The following is an 18,143-nucleotide window of genomic DNA, read 5'->3' as shown; positions in this document are numbered from 1 at the left end:
TCAGAACCTCTCGGACGCCCGCCGGGCGTCGGCATAGATATCGATCTTGTAGTCGAGTACGTCCAGCGTGCTCTGCAGCTCCGCTATCCGCTGCCGCACGTCCTCGCGGTGCGCGGTCAGCAGTTGCTCCCGCTCGGCGAAGGTGGACTCGCCGGCCCGCACCAGCTCGGCGTAGCGGACCATGTCCGCGACCGGCATACCGGTCAGCCGCAGCTTGGTGACCAGGCTCAGCCAGTCCAGATCGCGGTTGGTGAAGCGGCGCTGCCCGGTGTGCGTGCGGTCCACGTGCGGCATCAGGCCGATCCGCTCGTACCAGCGCAGGGTGTGGGCGCTGAGCCCGGTGTGCTCGGCCACCTCGCTGATCGTGTACTGGTCCCGGCCGGCCGGGCGCGGGTGGGGTGGCGCGGTGCCGCAGTCCCGCACCTTCGTCGGCAGTCCGCCGGCCGCGCCGCTCGCGACCGGTTCGCTCTGCGTCACCGTCATGCCCCGTCTCCCCTGTTTCGCCGGATATCGCCCGGCTCTTTCGCCGGATCCCTCTCGACGTCCTCAACGCTAGAGACTTGGAGCGCACTCCAAGCAAGCGCCGATCACACGCAGACTTGACCGGAATTTGGACCGTTAGGCTCGTGGGCATGCAGAGCCTCCGGATGATCGAGAACTGGCCGGTGCCCACCGCCGCGGCCGCCGTGGTACGAGCCGACGGGGTGGTGGCCGGCTCGTACGGGCCCCTGGAGCAGCGGTTTCCGCTCGCGTCGGTGACCAAGCCGCTGGCCGCGTACGCCGCGCTGCTGGCCATCGAGGAGGGCGCGATCGAGCTGGACGAACCGGCCGGGCCCGAGGGGTCCACGGTGCGCCATCTGCTCGCGCACACCTCGGGGCTGGCCTTCGACGAACAGCGGGCGATGGCCGCGCCGGGGACCCGCAGGATCTACTCCAACGCCGGTTTCGAGGCACTGGGCGACCACATAGCCAAGGCGACCGACATCCCCTTCCCGCAGTATCTGCACGAGGCGGTGCTCGCACCGCTCGGCATGACCGCGACCGAGCTGGCCGGCTCGCCCGCCAAGGACGGCGTCTCCACGGTCGCCGACCTGATCCGCTTCGCGGCCGAGCTCCAGGCGCCGCGGCTGCTCGCGCCCGAGACGCTCGCGGCGGCGACGCGGGTGGTCTTCCCCGGTCTGACGGGTGTGCTGCCGGGCTACGGCCATCAAAAGCCCAACGACTGGGGGCTGGGCTTCGAGATCCGCGACGGCAAGTCGCCGCACTGGACCGGCGCGCTGTCCTCGCCCCGCACGTTCGGGCACTTCGGGCAGTCCGGAACGTTCCTGTGGGTGGACCCGGACGCGCGGGCCGCCTGTGTGGCGCTGAGCGACCGGGCCTTCGGCCCGTGGGCGATCGAGGCCTGGCCGAAGCTGACCGACGCGGTGCTGACCGAGCTGGCCCGGCCGGCCTGACGGCCCTGGCGTCACCGCGTGCGGGCACCGGGCCTGCCAGGGCCCGCACGCCCGCCTCATCCGTAGCGGGGCTCCGCCGCCAGCTCCCACACCAGGCACTCCGACGGGGCCAGCCCCGTCAGCTCCACTCCGGCCCCGTCGGTGATCCGCGCCGCGTCGCCCGCCCCGAGCTCCTGCCCGTCGATCCGCACGGCACCCCGCACCACATGCACATACGCCCGTGCGGCGTCCGGGACCGCGGTGCGCTCCCCGTCCGCCAGGCGGCGCAGGTGCAGCAGGGCGCCGGCCCGCGGGACCGCGTACGGAGTGCCGTCGGCGATGCCGCGCACCACCTCGTACGACGGCTCCCCGCCGAATTCGGACGGTGCCAGCCACATCTGGACGAAGCGGAGCGGCCGGCCGGCGGTGTTGCGCTCCACATGCCGTACGCCGCCCGCCGAGCTGAGCCGCTGGAGATCGCCGGGGCGTACGGTGGTCTCGTGGCCGGCCGAGTCGCGGTGGGTCAGCTCGCCCTCGATGACCCAGGTCACGATCTCGGTGTCGCTGTGCGGATGCTCGTCGAAGCCCGCGCCGGCCGCCAGCCGCTCCTCGTTGCAGGCGATCAGTGCGCCGAAGCGCAGATTCTCCGGGTCGAAGTGGGGCCCGAACGAGAACGCGTGCAGCGACTCGATCCCGGCGTCCGGATCGCCGCCCCGATAGCGTTCCGTGCCCCTGCGCACCTCAATCATCGGCCCACCGTAGCCCCCGCCCCCTCACCTCCCCGTCCCGATAGTGCAGGCTTGTCCCGTGTCTGAACCCGCATCGCGCGACGCGCACCCGCACTCCGCGACCCTCCGGCGCCTGGAGAACTCGTCCGGCAAACTGGCCGCCGCGGCCATCGCCCGTATGGACGCCACGCTGCCGTGGTACCGCGCGATGCCCCCGGAGAACCGCTCCTGGATCGGCCTGGTCGCCCAGGCCGGCATCGCCGCCTTCACAGAATGGTTCCGGCATCCGGAGACCCCACAGGCGATCAGCACCGATGTCTTCGGTACCGCGCCGCGCGAGCTGACCCGGGCGATCACGCTGCGCCAGACCGTGGAGATGGTCCGCACGACCATCGAGGTCATGGAGACGGCCATCGACGAGGTCGCGGCCCCGGGGGACGAGTCGGTGCTGCGTGAGGCGCTGCTGGTCTACGCCCGCGAGATCGCCTTCGCCACCGCCCAGGTGTACGCCCAGGCGGCCGAGGCGCGCGGCGCGTGGGACGCCCGGCTGGAGTCGCTGGTGGTCAACGCGGTGCTGTCGGGGGAGGCCGACGAGGGCGCGGTCTCGCGGGCGGCCGCGCTGGGCTGGAACTCCCCCGAGCATGTGTGCGTGGTGCTGGGCACCGCCCCGGACGGGGACAGCGAACTGACCGTGGAGGCGATCCGGCGGGCGGCCCGGCACGCCAAGCTCCAGGTCCTCACCGGCGTGCTGGGCTCGCGCCTGGTGGTGATCGCGGGCGGCTCGGACAACCCGCTCAAGGCGGCGAAGGCGCTGATCGGTCCGTATGCGGCCGGTCCGGTGGTGGCCGGTCCGGTGGTCTCGGACCTGCTGGCCGCGACCCGGTCCGCGCAGGCCGCGGCCGCCGGGCTGCGGGCCTGCGCCGCCTGGCCGGACGCCCCGCGCCCGGTCCTGGCGGACGACCTGCTGCCGGAGCGCGCGATGGCCTCGGACCCGGTGGCGCGGGACCAGCTGGTGGAGGAGATCTACAGACCGCTGGAGGAGGCGGGGTCCGCGCTCCTGGAGACGCTGAGCGTCTATCTGGAGCAGGCGAGCAGTCTGGAGGGCGCCGCCCGTATGCTCTTCGTCCACCCCAACACCGTGCGCTATCGGCTTCGACGTGTGACGGACGTCACCGGCTGGTCGCCCTCCGATGTGCGCTCGGCGTTCACACTCCGTATCGCGCTGATTCTGGGGCGTCTGGCTGACGGTGAGGCACAACCCTAGACTTTTGTCGGAGACCAACAATTACCCCGATGGTTCTTCGTCCCTGTCCCCACGGGCGGGCGGAACCACCCACAAGAGAGAGTGTGAGGGTGCTCGTACTCGTCGCTCCCGGCCAAGGCGCTCAGACGCCCGGCTTCCTGACTCCCTGGCTCGACCTCCCCGGTGTCGAAGACCGGCTCCGTGAGTGGTCGGCTGCCATCGACCTGGACCTGGTCCACTACGGAACGAAGGCCGGCGAGGAGGAGATCCGCGACACCGCGGTGGCGCAGCCGCTGCTGGTGGCCTCCGCCCTGATCTCCGCCCGCCAGCTGTTCGCGACGGCCGACGACTTCGCCGCGCAGGTCGGCGCGGCGGCCGGCCACAGCGTCGGTGAGCTCGCCGCCGCCGCGCTGACCGGCACGATCTCCGACGAGGCCGCGATGACGCTGGTGCGCCGGCGCGGCCAGGCGATGGCCGAGGCCGCCGCCGTCAGCGAAACCGGCATGGCCGCCCTGCTGGGCGGCGACGAGGCCGTAGTCATCCCGCATCTGGAGCAGTTGGGCCTGACCCCGGCGAATGTGAACGGCGCCGGCCAGATCGTCGCCGCGGGCACCGCCGAGCAGATCGCCGCGCTGGTCGAGAACAAGCCGGAGGGCACTCGCCGGGTCGTACCGCTGAAGGTCGCCGGCGCGTTCCATACTCACCACATGGCACCTGCCGTCTCGGCCCTGGAATCGGCGACCTCCCAGCTGTCGGTCGCCGATCCGCACACGCGTTACGTCTCCAACAAGGACGGGCAGCTGGTCTCCTCCGGTCAGGAGCTGGTGCAGCGCCTGGTCGGCCAGGTGGCCAACCCCGTGCGCTGGGACCTGTGCATGGAGACCTTCAAGGAGCTCGGCGTCACCGCGCTCATCGAGGCCGCCCCCGGGGGTACGCTCACCGGTCTGGCCAAGCGTGCGCTGCCCGGAGTGCGGACCCTCGCCCTCAAGACGCCCGACGACCTCGACGCGGCCCGCACACTGATCGCCGAAGCGGAATCGGTCGTCTCCGCAGCAGGCTCTGCACCGGCCGAATAGGAGTCCCAAGCGCATGACCTCGAAGATCAAGCCCTCGAAGGGCGTCCCGTACGCGCGGATCATGGGCGTCGGCGGCTACCGCCCGACCCGTGTCGTGCCGAACGAGGAGATCCTCAAGCACATCGACTCGTCCGACGAGTGGATCCGTTCGCGATCCGGCATCGCCACCCGCCACTGGGCGGGCCCCGACGAGACCGTCGCGACCATGTCGATCGAGGCGTCCGGCAAGGCGATCGCCGACGCGGGCATCACGCCCGAGCAGATCGGCGCCGTGATCGTCTCCACGGTCTCGCACTTCAAGCAGACCCCGGCCATCGCGACCGAGATCGCGCACCGCATCGGCGCCGGCAAGCCGGCCGCCTTCGACATCTCGGCGGGCTGCGCGGGCTTCGGTTACGCACTGACCCTGGCCAAGGGCCTGGTGACCGAGGGCAGCGCCGAGCACGTCCTGGTCATCGGCGTCGAGCGGCTGTCGGACCTGACCGACCTGGAGGACCGCGCGACGGCCTTCCTCTTCGGCGACGGCGCCGGCGCGGTGATCGTCGGCCCGGCCAAGGAGCCGGCGATCGGCCCGACGGTCTGGGGTTCGGAGGGCGACAAGTCCGAGACCATCAAGCAGACCCTCGGTTGGGACGTCTACCGCTCCACCCCGCTCCCCGGGGGCGACGGGCCCGAAGCGCGCCCCGCCCTGGAGGAGATCCGGTACCCCGCCATCACCCAGGAGGGCCAAGCGGTCTTCCGGTGGGCGGTGTTCGAGATGGCGAAGATCGCCCAGCAGGCGCTGGACGCGGCCGGAGTCAGCCCGGACGACCTGGACGTCTTCATCCCGCACCAGGCCAACATGCGGATCATCGACTCGATGGTGAAGACTCTGAAGCTGCCGGAGAGCGTGACGGTCGCCCGCGACGTGGAGACCACCGGCAACACCTCGGCAGCCTCCATTCCGCTCGCCATGGAGCGGCTGTTGGCGACCGGGCAGGCCAAGAGCGGCGACACCGCGCTGGTCATCGGCTTCGGGGCGGGTCTCGTCTACGCCGCGACGGTCGTTACCCTCCCCTAGGCAAGATCTGCGCAGCACCGCACGTCCTCGGACGTGTCGGTCGCCGCACGGACCTTCACCACAAGTAACGCAGTTTCCCCTTAAAATGACCGAAGGAGCGCCATCATGGCCGCCACTCAGGAAGAGATCGTCAAGGGTCTCGCCGAGATCGTGAACGAGATCGCCGGCATCCCGACCGAGGACGTCCAGGTGGACAAGTCCTTCACCGACGACCTGGACGTCGACTCGCTGTCCATGGTCGAGGTGGTCGTCGCCGCCGAAGAGCGCTTCGACGTGAAGATCCCCGACGACGACGTCAAGAACCTCAAGACGGTCGGCGACGCGACCGACTACATCCTCAAGCACCAGAGCTGATCCAGCTCCCGCGCATGTCGCCACCTGGCGGTGGCGCCGTCGATTCAGACCCCTCTACCCGTGGAGTAAGAATTCCCGTGAACGCGACCAATCGCACCGTGGTCGTCACCGGTATCGGCGCAACCACACCGCTGGGTGGCGACAGCGCTTCGACTTGGGAGGCGCTGCTCGCCGGACGCTCCGGTGTCAGCAACCTCGACCAGGACTGGGCCGCCGACATGCCCGTCCGCATCGCCGCGCAGGCGGCCGTCGACCCGTCGGAGGTCCTCCCCCGGGCGCAGGCCCGCAAGCTGGACCGCTCGGCGCAGTTCGCCCTGATCGCCGCCCGCGAGGCCTGGGCCGACGCCGGTTTCACCGCCAAGGCCGGTGAGTCCGACCCGGCGGCCGGCGAGGCGGGCTCGGTCAACCCCGACCGGCTCGGCACCGTCATCGCCTCCGGCATCGGCGGTGTGACCACCCTGCTCGGCCAGTACGACGTGCTCAAGGAGAAGGGCGTACGCCGCGTCTCCCCGCACACGGTGCCGATGCTGATGCCCAACGGCCCGTCCGCCAACGTCGGCCTGGACGTGAACGCCCGCGCGGGTGTGCACACCCCGGTCAGCGCCTGTGCGTCCGGCTCCGAGGCGATCGGCTACGCCATCGAGATGATCCGTACGGGCCGTGCCGACATCGTCGTCGCGGGCGGTACGGAGGCGGCCATCCACCCGCTGCCGATCGCCGCGTTCGGCAACATGATGGCGATGTCGAAGTCGAACGACGACCCGCAGGGCGCCTCGCGTCCCTTCGACACCGGCCGCAACGGCTTCGTCATGGGTGAGGGCGCCGGCGTCATCGTCCTGGAGTCCGCCGAGCACGCCGCCAAGCGCGGCGCCAAGGTCTACGCAGAGGCGGTCGGCCAGGGCATCTCCGCCGACAGCCACGACATCGTGCAGCCCGAGCCGTCCGGCAACGGCATCGCGCACGCGCTGCAGAACCTGCTCGACAACACCGATCTCGACCCGGCGGAGATCATGCACGTCAACGCGCATGCCACCTCCACGCCGCAGGGCGACCTGGCCGAACTGAAGGCGCTGCGCAAGGTCTTCGGCGACGACACCGACCACATGGCGGTCTCCGCCACGAAGTCGATGACCGGTCACCTCCTGGGCGGTGCGGGCGGTATCGAGACGGTCGCCTCGATCCTGGCGCTGTACCACCGGACGGCTCCGCCGACGATCAACGTCGAGGAGCTCGACCCGGAGGCCGACGCGGACGTCGTCCGCGGCGAGGCCCGCAAGCTGCCCGCCGAGGGCCGGATCGCGGCCCTGAACGACTCGTTCGGCTTCGGCGGCCACAACGTCGTGCTCGCCTTCCGCACGGTCTGACGCGGACGGCACCTCGCACCTGCGCCAAGGGCCCGCCCGGTGAACCTCACCGGGCGGGCCCTTGGCGTGTCCTCAGGGCCGGTCCCGGCCTTCGAAGCTCGCGAAGTACGCGGCCGCGGCGTCCTCGTCGCCGTGGCCCTGCTCCTCGGCCCGGCGAAAGCGCTCGGCGGCCGCCGCCGCCAGATCCATCCGCACGCCGGCGTCCCGGGCCGCCCCGGTGATGAGCCGGGCATCCTTGCGGGCCGCGGACACCGTGAAGCTCGCCGGGTAGGTCCCGGACAGGATCAGCTCGGATTTCAGCCGCAGATACGGCACATCGAGCGCCCCGCCGGCGACCACGGCGAGGAAGTCGCGCGGGTCGGCCCCGAGCCCCTCGGCGAGCGCGAGGGCCTCCCCCGTGCCGTTGATGAGGGTCAGCACCCAGCTGTTGACGACGAGCTTGAGGCGGCTGGCGGCGCCACTCGCGGCGTCCTCGCCGACCCAGTGGGTGGCACTCCCGACGATGTCGAAGACCTGCCCGGCGCGCTCGCGGACGTCCTGCGGACCGGCCGCCAGGATCGTCAACTCGCCTTTCTCCGCCGGCGCCTTGGTGCCCAGGACCGGGCAGTCGACGAAGCGCAGCCGGTGCTCGCCGGCGAACCGGGCGAGCGGGGTGACCCCTTGAAGGCCCACCGTGCTCGTCTGGAGCCACACCGCACCGGCCCCGAGCGCCGGTGCCGCCTGCCGCAGCGCGTCGAGGACGGCGTCCCCGTCGCGCAGCATGGTCACGACCACCTCGGCGCCGTCCACCGCGTCGGCGGGGGTGTCCGCGATGTGGGCCCCGTCGGCGGCCAGCGGCTCGGCCTTGGCGCGGGTGCGGTTCCAGGCGCGGACGTCCAGTCCGGCCCTGGCGAGGTTGCGGGCCATCGCCGCGCCCATGATTCCGGTGCCGAGCACCGCCACTGAGGGGGCGTCGGAAGAGTTGCTGTCGGTCATGGCGGCACGCTAGACGCTGGAGCGAGCTCCAAGGCAAGGGCGCCGTGCGGCCGCGCCGGTGCCCGCGGCCGCGGCGTGTCGGGGAGTGCCGAGCGGGGCGTCAGACGACCTGGTGGAGGCAGCGGATCGGCGCCGCACTCGTCATACGACCCTGGTGCAGCCAGCGCACCGGCGGCGCACTCCTCATACGACCTGGTGCAGCCAGCGCACCGGGGCGCCCTCGCCGGCGTACCGGAACGGCTCCAGTTCGTCGTCCCAGGGCTTGCCGAGGAGTTTGGCCACCTCGGCGGCGAGTTCGGTCTCACCGCGTGCGGAGCGGGCGACCGCGGCGCGCAGCCGGTCCTCGGGGATCAGGATGTCGCCGTGGATGCCCGTGACGGCGTGGAAGATGCCCAGGTCGGGGGTGGAGCTGTAGCGCTCGCCCTCGGCGGTGGAGCAGGGTTCCGCGGTCACCTCGAAGCGCAGCAGATGCCAGCCGCGCAGCGCGGAGGCCAGTTTGGAGGCCGTACCGACCTCGCCCTGCCAGGAGAACTCGGCTCTCCACGTGCCCGGGGACGCCGGCTGGCGGATCCAGTCGAGGTTGACGCGCACACCGAGGACGCCCGCCACTGCCCATTCGACGTGCGGGCACAGCGCGCGCGGAGCGGAGTGGACGTACAGAACTCCACGTGTCGTCACCGGGACCTCCAGTGCGGTTCGAGGTTCGCCTTCCCCAGCGGCCTCGTGCCCGTTCCGGTTGCGGCCGGGACAGTTGCCATTCTGCCCCAGTGATCACTTCGGCACCAGCATGCGAGGTGACCTACAGTAAACACCATTGGACTGAATTTGCCGCAAAAGGGACAGGAAATGACGTGATGTAATTTGTCTGTGCCGACTGCACTTGCCACTTTGGGTCACCGCCCGGGAGGCACGGGGCAAAGCTACCGCGCAGTGCCAGGCGAAAGAGTGACGTACCGTCGGTACCCGAAGAGATATCACTCGCACGCCGGAGGGGACAGGGGATGACGCAGATCGATCGGCCCTTTCGCCCCCGGCGCAGCCGCCTGGGCCGGAGAATCTCACGCACCGTAGCCGCCGCTGCCACCCTGTTGATCACCGTGGCCGCCTGTAGTGCCGGCGGCGGCTCCGCCCCGCACTCCGGGGCATCGGGCAACCAGGCGCCCACCTGGCGGACCGACCCCGCCTCGCTGGCGGCGCTCGGCGACTCGATCACCGTCGGCTTCGACGCCTGCACGGTGCTCTCCGACTGCCCCGAGGTCTCCTGGGCCACCGGCACCGACCCCAAGGTCGACAGCCTGGCCCGGCGTCTGGTCGCCCACCCCGCCACCCACAGCTGGAACTTCGCGAAGACCGGCGCGCTGATGAGCGATCTGCCCGACCAGGTCGCCGCGGCCGTCCGGCGCAAGCCCGAACTGGTCACGGTCCTGATCGGCGCGAACGACGCCTGCCGCCGCAGCGTGGGCGCGATGACCCCGGAGGCGGCCTTCCGGGCCGACTTCACGCGGTCCCTGGCGTCCCTGCGGCGCGCCCTGCCGCGCACCCAGGTGTATGTCGCGGCGGTGCCGGATCTGCTGCGACTGTGGTCCGAGGGCCGTAAGAACCCGCTCGGCAAGGAAGTGTGGAAGCTGGGGATCTGCGGGTCGATGCTGCGCGACCCGGACGATCTGACGAAGTCGGCACAGGACCGGCGGGCGAAGGTCCGGGCGCGGGTGGTCGCGTACAACACGGCGCTGGCGGAGGTGTGCGGCAAGGATCCGCTGTGCCGGTTCGACGGCTCGGTCTTCGACTACCGCTTCACCGACCGGCAGTTGAGCACCTGGGACTGGTTCCATCCGGGCGCCCGCGGACAGCGGGAACTCGCGGAGCTGGCGTTCCGGGCGATCACCCGCAGGCAGTCGTAGCCCGGGCGGGACACGCCCCGGACACCCCGCGGTAGCCGTCCGCGGTCCCCGGAGGGCGCCGGACGGCCGCCGGGCATAGGCTCGCGGCCATGAACACGCAGGTCGGCAGGGAACCCTTCGGCACGCTGGGCGACGGCACCCGCGTCGACCGCTGGACCCTTCAGACCGGCTCCGGGGCGGACGCACTGCGGGTGGGCGTGCTGACGTACGGCGGGATCGTCCAGAGCGTCGAGGCACCGGACCGGGACGGGACGACGGCGCAGCTGGCGCTCGGCTTCGCCGATCTCGCGTCGTACGTCGCGCACGGCGGGTCGTACTTCGGCGCGCTGGTCGGGCGGTACGCCAACCGGATCGCCGGGGCGCGGTTCGCGCTCGACGGCAGGACCTACCCGCTGACGGCGAACGACGGGCGCAACAGCCTGCACGGCGGGCCGGGGAACTTCTCCCGGGTGGTGTGGGACGCCCGGGAGGTCGAGGGCGGGGTGGAGCTGCACCGGGTCAGCCCGGACGGTGAGGAGGGCTTCCCCGGCACCCTGGACGTGCGCGCGACGTACACCCTCTCCACGGGGCGGGACGGCGCGGCGCTGCGGATCGCCTACCGCGCGCGGACCGACGCCCCGACGGTCGTCAGTCTCACCAACCACACCTATCTCAATCTGGGCGGAGACGGCAGCGGCAGCGCCACCGGGCACGAGCTGCGGCTGGCGGCGTCGCGGTACACGCCCGTCGACGGCACCGGCATTCCGCTGCCGGGCGCGCCCGTCGAGGTCGCCGGCACCCGCTTCGACTTCCGGGCGGCACGGGCGGTGGACGGCGCCTACGACCACAACTTCGCGCTCGACGGCGGGGTGAGCGAGCAGCCGCGCAGGGTCGCCGAGCTGTACGACCCGCGCTCCGGCCGCGCACTGGAGCTGGCCACCACCGAACCGGGCCTGCAGCTCTACACCGCCGGCCACCTCGACGGCACCCTGACCGGCACCTCCGGGGTCCCCTACGGCCCGGCGGCCGGTCTCGCCCTGGAGACCCAGCACTTCCCGGACTCCCCCAACCGCCCGGATTTCCCCAGCACGGTCCTGCGTCCCGGCGCGAGCTACCGCTCGGAGACCGTGTACGGCTTCTCGGTCCGGCCACGCCGGGCCGGCGCGGGGGCCGCCTGAGGGCGGGGGTCCCCTAGGGGAGTGTCATACCGTGCGGTGACGGCAAGGTCATACCGTGCGGCGACGACCGCGGGGCGGCGAAGGCCGAAGATGGGCTGTGATCGCATCCGATCCGCTCCGACCGTCGCCTGACCCGGGAGAACTCGTCACCATGGCCCGCCTCCGCGTTCCTCATCTCGTCCTGTCCTGTGCGGCGTTGACCGCGCTGGTGACCGGCTGCTCGCTGTCGGGTTTCGGCCCGACGAAGGAGGCGGAGCGCACGTACTCGGTCGACGGCAAGATCACCGCGCTGTCGGCGACCACGCACGGCGGGGACATCGAGGTGGTGCCGGTCGCCGCCGGAGGGTCGGTCAAGGTGCGCGAGAAGTACCGCTACAACGACCGCAAGCCGACGCCCGAGCACGGGGTCAAGGACGGCCGGCTGACGCTGAAGGCCGAGGACTGCGGCATGGGGCGCAAGTGCGAGGTGGACTACCGGGTGCTGCTGCCGCGGGACGCCTCGATAGATCTGCACACCAGCGGCGGGGACATCACCATCCGGGGGACCGCCGGCCGGATCACCGCGGAGACCAGCGGCGGCGACATCACCGTCAGGGACTCCACCTCCCGCTCGACGACGGTGAAGACCAGCGGCGGCGATGTGGACGTCACGCTGGACGCCGCGCCCGACGAGGTCTCGGGGCGGACCAGCGGAGGCGATGTGACGATCCGTCTCCCGAAGGGCACCTACGCGGTGGACGCCTCGACCAGCGGCGGCACCAGCAAGGTCTCCGTGCCGACGGATCCGAAGTCCGGGCACAAGGTGACGGCGCGGACGAGCGGCGGGAATGTATCGGTGAGGACGTCATGACCGGGGCGATGAAGGCGGCGGTCTCATGACCGGGTGGCGGGGGCGCCCCTGGCGGGAAGCGCCCCCGGACACGCCCGCGTCAGCCGACGGTGACCTCCGCGGTCAGCCTGCGGTCGGCGACGCTGTGCGCCGCCTCGACGGTGTAGTCGCCCTTGACCCGGCGCCAGCCACGGTCCTTCTCTTCCCAGACCGCGAAGGCGCGGTCCGGCAGCGGGATCTCGGCCTCGGCGCTCTCGCCGGGAGCAGCCTCGACGACGGCGAAACCCACCAGCCAGCGGGCCGGGCGCTCCGGTGCATCCGGGGCGGTGTCCGCGGGCGGCGCCAGATAGATCTGGACGACCTCGCGGCCGGGCCGGTCGCCCGCGTTGCGCACCCGGACCCGCACCGAGTCCGGCGTGGTGTCCAGCGACTCGTACTCCCAGTCGGTGTAGCCCAGACCGTGGCCGAAGGGGTACGCGGGGGCCACCGCGGACCGCTGCCAGGCGCGGTAGCCGATGAAGACGCCCTCGGAGTAGTCGAGTCGGCCGTCGGTCGGGGTGACGGTGGTGACCGGCGCGTCGTCGAGCCGGGCCGGCCAGGTGGTGGGCAGCCGCCCGCCCGGCTCGTGCGCGCCGAGCAGGACGTCCGCCAGCGCGGCACCGGCCTCCTGGCCGGGGAACCAACTCAGCAGCACCGCGGGCACCTCCGCACGCCACGGCAGCTCCACCGGCGAGCCGGAGTTGACGACCACGACGGTGTGCGGGTTGGCGGCGGCGACCCGGGTGACCAGCTCGTCCTGGCGGCCGGGCAGCCGCAGGTCGCCGCGGTCGAAGCCCTCGGACTCGACCTCCTCGGTGGTGGCGACGACCACGACCGCGACATCGGCGGCCGCCGCGACGCGGACCGCCTCCTCGATCTCGGCGCCGGGGTCGCCCTGCGGCTCGCTGTGGCCAAGGGAGAAGTACAGCGCGTCGACGCCCTCGCCCAGGCCGCGCCGCAGCGGGACGAAGCGCAGGGTGACCTCGACCCGCTCCCCCGCCGTCAGCTCCGCCGTCACCCGCTGCTCGACGGGGTGCATGAGGGTCTCGAAGGGGTCGCTGCCCTCCGGCACGCAGCGGTCGTCGAAGAGGACCGAGCCGCCGACGGTCAGCCGCAGCTCGCCGCTGCCGGCGACGGCGAAGGTGTGGCCGCCGGTGAGCCGCGGGGTGAAGCTCCCGGTCAGTTCGACGGCATCGAGGGTCTGCCGGGTGACACCCGCCGGGAAGCTGCCCGTGGCGCGCACCCGACCGTCGAACTGCGGGGTCTCGGCCAGCAGTCGGCCGTCCGCGGCGAGGTAGCGGGCGCGCAGGGTGAAGCCGTCGCGGGCGTGCGGGAGGCGGGTGCGCGGATCGGCGCCGGCCGCGAAGGCGACCTCGACGTGGTCGGGCAGCGCGGCGCGCAGTCCCTCCAGCGGGGAGACGACGGTCTCGGGGAAGACCGTCGCCGAGCCGCCGCCGAGCACCCGCGCCTCGCGCGCGCCGGCGCCGATGACGGCGATGCTGCGGACCGCCGCCGGGTCGATCGGCAGCGCCCGCCGCGCGCCGCCGACGGGCTCGTTGCGCAGCAGGACGAAGCCCCGCCGGGCGACCTCGCGGGCCACCGCCCGGCCGTCGATCCCCCTCGGGACACCGGCCGGGTCGACGGCGGCCGGCACCCCGTCGAGACACCCCGTGCGCGCGGCGAGCAGCAGCACCCTGCGCACCGCGTCGTCGACTTCCGACTCCGCGACCTGCCCCGCGCGGACGGCCTCGGCGAGCGGGACGCCGTAGACCGTCCGGGGGCCCGGCATCGCCACGTCCAGCCCGCCGCGCAGTGCGCGCACGGTGTCGCGGGCCGCCGTCCAGTCGGAGACGTTGACGCCGTCGAAGCCCCATTCGCCGCGCAGCACATCGTGGGCAAGCGAGCGGTGCTCGGTCATCGTCGAGCCGTTGACCTGGTTGTAGGCGGTCATGATGCCCCAAGGGCGGGCTTCTTCGACGATGTGCTCGAAGGGCGCCAGATACAGCTCGCGCAGCGGCCGGGGAGCGATGCGGTTGTCGACGGTGAGCCGGTCGGTCTCGGCGTCGTTGCCGACGAAGTGCTTGACCGTCGTACCGACGCCGCCCTCCTGCACACCGCGCACATATCCGGCGCCGATCGCGCCGGTGAGCAGCGGGTCCTCCGAATAGCACTCGAAGTGGCGGCCGCCCAGCGGTGAGCGGTGCAGATTGACGGTCGGGGCCAGCAGGACGTGCACACCCTTGCGGCGGGCTTCCTGGGCGAGGAGGTGACCGGCCCGGCGGGCCAGCCCGGGGTCCCAGGTGGCGGCCAGCGCCGTGGGGCCGGGCAGCGCGATGGAGGGGTCCTCGGCGCTCCACTGCGAGCCCCGTACCCCGATCGGGCCGTCCGACATCACCAGCGAGCGCAGCCCGATCCCGGGCACGGCCGGCAGCGTCCACATGTCCTGGCCGGACAGCAGCCGGGTCTTGGTGTCGAGGTCGAGTGCGGCGAGCGCCCGCTCGACGGCCGCGGCGTGAGCGCCGGCGCGGTCGTCGTCCGGGGCCCGGTCGTCGTCCGGGGCGCGGTCGTCGTCCGGAGCCCGGTCGCGGATCGGATGCCGGTCGTCGTCGCGGGTGGGGTGGTGGGGCTGATCGTCGGTCATGCGGCTCTCCGGTGCTCCCTGAGTGGGTCTACGGCCTCCCTGTCCGGATTCTTGCCCTCCCACCTGCCAAGCGGTAGGCATCGTCACGCTTCCGTTACCCATCCGTACGGGACCTCCACTCCGGGGTTACGCTCGGCCGGTGAGTGCACGAGAGCCGCAGGCGCCCCGCGACGGCCGGCCGGCCCCGCGGCGGGCCGGCGGCGGGCGGGAGGCGCAGCGCGCGGAGCGGCGGGAGGCGATCCTGCAGGCCGCCATGGCGCTGATCGCCGAGCGCGGCTACGGCCGTACCTCGCTCGCCGCCGTCGCCGAGCGCGCCGGGCTGACCCAGCAGGGCCTGCTGCACCACTTCCCCACGAAGGAACTGCTGCTGGTCGGCGTGCTGGAGGCGCGCGACCGCTGGGACCTGGCCTCGGCCGCCGCGGCGTCCGGGGCCCGGCGCACCGACACCCTCGCCCAGCTGGTCGACTACAACGCCACCCGCCCCGGCGTCGTCCAGACCTACACCGTGCTGTCCGCCGACAGCGTCACCGAGGACCACCCCGCCCGCGAGTTCTTCGAGTCCCGCTTCCGCCGCGTACGTGCGGCGATGGCCGAGGCGCTGCGGGCCGAGCACGGCGACAGGCTGCCCGGTGGCCTGACCCCGCAGCGGGCGGCGCCGCTGCTGGTCGCGGTGATGGACGGGCTGCAGCTGCAGTGGCTGCTGGACCCGGACGACGTGGACATGCCCGCGGCGTTCCGGGACTTCCTGGCGCTGCTCGGGAGCGGGGGCGGGGACGGAAGCGGGAACGACGGGCCGGCCGAGAAGCCCGGCCAGGCCGAACCGGGCTGATCCAGGGCTGCCCCAGGGCTGCCCCGGATCCCCTAGGGCCTGTCCGATGGGTCATGGCCGGGTCCGCGGCGTCTGGCACGGCACCTCGCGGCGTTGCCGAAACGTCCCGAGAGCTCCGCTATCGAGACGCTCCGGCGCCTTGCGATGCACCGCACCAGACGCCGCGGCCTTTCCAACCCTGACCCATCGGACAGGCCCTAGCGGACCGGCGCGAGGCAGGAGACGGTCATCTTGTCCGGGCTGTATTCGAGGTCCGCGAGCAGTTCGCCGTCCGCGCAGGTGTCCTTGGGGGTGTCGAGCCTGCGGGTCACCAGGTACTGGGCATCGGCCGATCCGCATGCCACGACTTCGAGGTCCTGGTCGTGCCAGTCGCCTTCGTTGCGGACGCAGTCGCCGACGGCGAGGGTCGGGGTCTTGCCGATACCCGCTCCCTCGACGAACGCGCCGAGTACGAACAGGGTGGGGATCGCCAGCGCCACGAGCGCCATCGGCACCAGGAACAGCAGCGCCTCGGGGCGGCGCAGCAGCGACTTGCCCGGATCGAGGGAGGGCCCGAAGCCGCCTGCCGGGGCGGCCAGTTTGCGGAAGCGGGCCCGTGGGCCGAGGTTCACCAGCAGGGTGATCGGGGTGATGACCACCGACAGCGGGCTCCACCAGCCCTGCCACAGGGTCTTCGCGGACATCTCGCGGTAGGTGGCCAGCCCGCAGGAGCGGCAGAACACCGCGCTCCGGCTGAGGAACCGCATCAGGAAGAGGATGCCCTGATGCCCGCGCACGGTGGCCCGGACGGCGGGCTGGGCACCACAGAACTCACAACCGGGGGCGGTGGCGTAGGGCGCGGGGTGCGGCGGCTGGGCGTAGGGTCCCGTGGGCGGCTGGGCGTAGGGCCCCGTGGACGGCTGGACGTAGGGTCCCGTGGGCTGTTGGGCGTAGGGTCCCGGGGGCTGTTGGCCATACGACTGCGCGTACGGGTAAGGGCCGTGCGGCGGTGGCGGTGTGGCCACGGAGATTCCCCCTGGATTCCTCGGACGTGCCGGACGCATGGGCGGACCGGACCAGAAACCCTAACCGCGGGCCGTATCAAGCCCTCCCGCGCCCTCTACCGCCGCACCGCGCGCCCCGTTTTACTCGCCCCATGAGACGCATACGCACCAAGCCGGTCGCACTCGGCATCGCACTGCTCGCCACCGTCCCGCTGTCCCTGACGGCTCCGGCCCAGGCGGCCGACGGGAGCGGGGCCACCGCGGCACGGACCGCGGTCGAGCAGGTCACGGTGGAGGAGGCCCGGCTGACACAGGCCGCGCCGCAGGAGATCCTGCGGCGCAGTGCCTTCGACGACCAGGCGCGGGAGTTCGGGCGCGGGCTGACCCGCCTGGAGGGCTACCCGCAGGCCAGGCGCTATGTCGAGGACGCGGGACGGGCGCTGTGGCGACGGGCGGTGGACCGGGCGCAGGGGCGCGGGCCCGAGGGCGGCGATCTGAGCCGGGACGACGACCGGCCGCTGTACTGGGCGCGGCTGGGGATGACGAAGGAACTGCGGCAGTGGCGGCCGGACTTCGCGCTGTCCCCCGCCCGGCGTGCCGCGCTGCTCGGTTCGCTGGAGCGCGGCTCGCGCGGGCAGGACGGCATCGAACTGCCCGCCGGGAAGCAGGTGCTGCGGATCGTGGTGACCGGGTTCGACCCGTTCCAGCTGGACGCCGACCCACGGCGGAGCAATCCGTCGGGGGCGGCGGCGCTCGCGCTGGACGGGACGACGGTGCGCACCGCGTCGGGCCGGACGGCCCGGATCGAGGCCGCCGTCTTCCCCGTACGGTGGGCCGACTTCGCGGCCGGCACGGTGGAGCGCACCCTGCTGCCGCACTTCCGGCGCGGGCCGCGGCAGGTGGATCTGTTCACGACGATCAGCCAGGGACGCCCGGGGAGGTTCGACGTCGAGCGGACCAATGGGGCCTGGCGGGGCGGCTATCCGGACAACGTGCGGGAGTCCCGTACGGAGACGGTGCCGATTCCGGCGGGCGTGCCGACCGTGACGCCGCAGCCGCAGTGGACGACCACCAGCCTGCCGTACGCGCGGATCACCGCGGCGGACACCGGGCCGTATCCGGTGGTCGACCACACGCCCGTCACCGAGATCCCGGCGGGCGGCACCGAGCCGGTCGAGCGGCCGAACGGCCCGACTCCGGGGTCCACGGCCCGCGCCGGTGGCGGCGGGGACTACCTGTCCAACGAGATCGCCTACCGGGCGACGCTCCTACGGGACGCGGTGCGGCGGCCGGCGCTCCCGGGCGGCCATCTGCACACTCCGGTGCTCCAGTTCGGGCCCGGCAACACCGATCCGGCCGGCGGTCAGGTCACCGACCCGGTCTTCGTGCACAACCGGGTCGCGATCATCGGGCAGGTGCGGGCGGTCGTGGCGGTGGCGGCTTCGCAGGAGGCCGCCGGCGGGTAGCGCGGCGGCGGGCACGGGCAGGTTATCCACAGGCCGTCACGCGCCGTGAACTGCGGCGGCATCAT

The 18,143-nt window shown here is 72.7% G+C and carries 17 protein-coding genes; 11 read left to right on the top strand and 6 right to left on the bottom strand.

Annotation, left to right across the window (positions count from 1 at the left end; translation table 11 throughout):
• A complete protein-coding gene (locus ACZ5XZ_RS22955; protein ID WP_468980871.1) occupies positions 1-483 on the bottom strand; it encodes a MerR family transcriptional regulator in 483 nt (160 codons plus the stop codon).
• Between the two features lie 149 nt (positions 484-632).
• Here ACZ5XZ_RS22955 and ACZ5XZ_RS22950 point away from each other — a divergent pair, with 149 nt between their 5' ends.
• Positions 633-1,454, top strand: coding sequence for a serine hydrolase domain-containing protein (locus ACZ5XZ_RS22950; RefSeq protein ID WP_468980870.1), 822 nt, complete (start codon positions 633-635; stop codon positions 1,452-1,454).
• A gap of 56 nt (positions 1,455-1,510) precedes the next feature.
• On the opposite strand, the gene ACZ5XZ_RS22945 is transcribed toward ACZ5XZ_RS22950, so the two are convergent.
• Complete coding sequence (locus ACZ5XZ_RS22945; RefSeq protein ID WP_468980867.1) at positions 1,511-2,182, bottom strand: pirin family protein; 672 nt, start codon at positions 2,180-2,182, stop codon at positions 1,511-1,513.
• Positions 2,183-2,240: 58 nt separating this feature from the next.
• Between ACZ5XZ_RS22945 and ACZ5XZ_RS22940 the strand changes: the two genes are divergently transcribed.
• From ACZ5XZ_RS22940 to ACZ5XZ_RS22920, 5 genes are all read left to right on the top strand, one after another.
• The gene (locus tag ACZ5XZ_RS22940; protein ID WP_399147922.1) at positions 2,241-3,425 is read left to right on the top strand and encodes a PucR family transcriptional regulator; all 1,185 of its coding nucleotides are present in this window, start codon (positions 2,241-2,243) and stop codon (positions 3,423-3,425) included.
• Between the two features lie 89 nt (positions 3,426-3,514).
• Entirely contained in the window at positions 3,515-4,480 is a 966-nt protein-coding gene (locus ACZ5XZ_RS22935) for an ACP S-malonyltransferase (RefSeq protein WP_468980865.1), read from the top strand.
• 13 nt (positions 4,481-4,493) lie between these two features.
• Positions 4,494-5,540 carry a beta-ketoacyl-ACP synthase 3 gene (locus tag ACZ5XZ_RS22930; protein WP_468980864.1) on the top strand — a complete coding sequence of 349 codons (1,047 nt, stop codon included), beginning with the start codon at positions 4,494-4,496 and terminating at the stop codon, positions 5,538-5,540.
• Positions 5,541-5,645: 105 nt separating this feature from the next.
• Entirely contained in the window at positions 5,646-5,894 is a 249-nt protein-coding gene (locus ACZ5XZ_RS22925) for an acyl carrier protein (protein ID WP_016572342.1), read from the top strand.
• A gap of 77 nt (positions 5,895-5,971) precedes the next feature.
• Positions 5,972-7,258: a beta-ketoacyl-[acyl-carrier-protein] synthase family protein gene (locus ACZ5XZ_RS22920; protein WP_468980861.1), complete on the top strand. Its 1,287-nt coding sequence runs from the start codon at positions 5,972-5,974 to the stop codon at positions 7,256-7,258.
• Positions 7,259-7,330: 72 nt separating this feature from the next.
• Here ACZ5XZ_RS22920 and ACZ5XZ_RS22915 read toward each other — a convergent pair whose 3' ends face one another.
• Positions 7,331-8,233 (bottom strand): NAD(P)-dependent oxidoreductase, encoded by a 903-nt coding sequence (locus tag ACZ5XZ_RS22915; protein ID WP_468980859.1) that lies wholly within the window; start codon positions 8,231-8,233, stop codon positions 7,331-7,333.
• Between the two features lie 183 nt (positions 8,234-8,416).
• On the bottom strand, positions 8,417-8,911 hold the full coding sequence (locus tag ACZ5XZ_RS22910) for a DUF3145 domain-containing protein (RefSeq protein ID WP_384427187.1): 495 nt from the start codon (positions 8,909-8,911) through the stop codon (positions 8,417-8,419).
• 323 nt (positions 8,912-9,234) lie between these two features.
• Here ACZ5XZ_RS22910 and ACZ5XZ_RS22905 point away from each other — a divergent pair, with 323 nt between their 5' ends.
• The 3 genes from ACZ5XZ_RS22905 to ACZ5XZ_RS22895 all read left to right on the top strand — a co-directional run bounded on the left by ACZ5XZ_RS22905 (position 9,235) and on the right by ACZ5XZ_RS22895 (position 12,141).
• Entirely contained in the window at positions 9,235-10,134 is a 900-nt protein-coding gene (locus tag ACZ5XZ_RS22905) for an SGNH/GDSL hydrolase family protein (RefSeq protein ID WP_468980857.1), read from the top strand.
• An 89-nt stretch (positions 10,135-10,223) separates the two neighbouring features.
• Positions 10,224-11,291: an aldose epimerase family protein gene (locus ACZ5XZ_RS22900; RefSeq protein ID WP_468980855.1), complete on the top strand. Its 1,068-nt coding sequence runs from the start codon at positions 10,224-10,226 to the stop codon at positions 11,289-11,291.
• A gap of 151 nt (positions 11,292-11,442) precedes the next feature.
• The gene (locus ACZ5XZ_RS22895) at positions 11,443-12,141 is read left to right on the top strand and encodes a DUF4097 family beta strand repeat-containing protein (protein WP_468980852.1); all 699 of its coding nucleotides are present in this window, start codon (positions 11,443-11,445) and stop codon (positions 12,139-12,141) included.
• A 79-nt stretch (positions 12,142-12,220) separates the two neighbouring features.
• Here the strand turns inward: ACZ5XZ_RS22895 and ACZ5XZ_RS22890 are convergent, their stop codons facing one another.
• Complete coding sequence (locus ACZ5XZ_RS22890; protein WP_468980851.1) at positions 12,221-14,800, bottom strand: beta-glucosidase; 2,580 nt, start codon at positions 14,798-14,800, stop codon at positions 12,221-12,223.
• Positions 14,801-15,053: 253 nt separating this feature from the next.
• Between ACZ5XZ_RS22890 and ACZ5XZ_RS22885 the strand changes: the two genes are divergently transcribed.
• On the top strand, positions 15,054-15,629 hold the full coding sequence (locus tag ACZ5XZ_RS22885) for a TetR/AcrR family transcriptional regulator (protein WP_468980910.1): 576 nt from the start codon (positions 15,054-15,056) through the stop codon (positions 15,627-15,629).
• Between the two features lie 197 nt (positions 15,630-15,826).
• On the opposite strand, the gene ACZ5XZ_RS22880 is transcribed toward ACZ5XZ_RS22885, so the two are convergent.
• Positions 15,827-16,375, bottom strand: a complete 549-nt coding sequence (locus ACZ5XZ_RS22880) for an LppU/SCO3897 family protein (protein ID WP_468980849.1) — start codon at positions 16,373-16,375, stop codon at positions 15,827-15,829.
• 389 nt (positions 16,376-16,764) lie between these two features.
• Here ACZ5XZ_RS22880 and ACZ5XZ_RS22875 point away from each other — a divergent pair, with 389 nt between their 5' ends.
• Positions 16,765-18,078, top strand: coding sequence for a pyroglutamyl peptidase (locus ACZ5XZ_RS22875; protein ID WP_468980846.1), 1,314 nt, complete (start codon positions 16,765-16,767; stop codon positions 18,076-18,078).
• Positions 18,079-18,143: the final 65 nt, after the last annotated feature.

This window comes from Streptomyces sp. NPDC033270, from assembly GCF_055576575.1.
The sequence above is the reverse complement of the archived record's forward strand: the minus strand, read 5'-3'. Positions and strand labels throughout refer to the sequence as shown.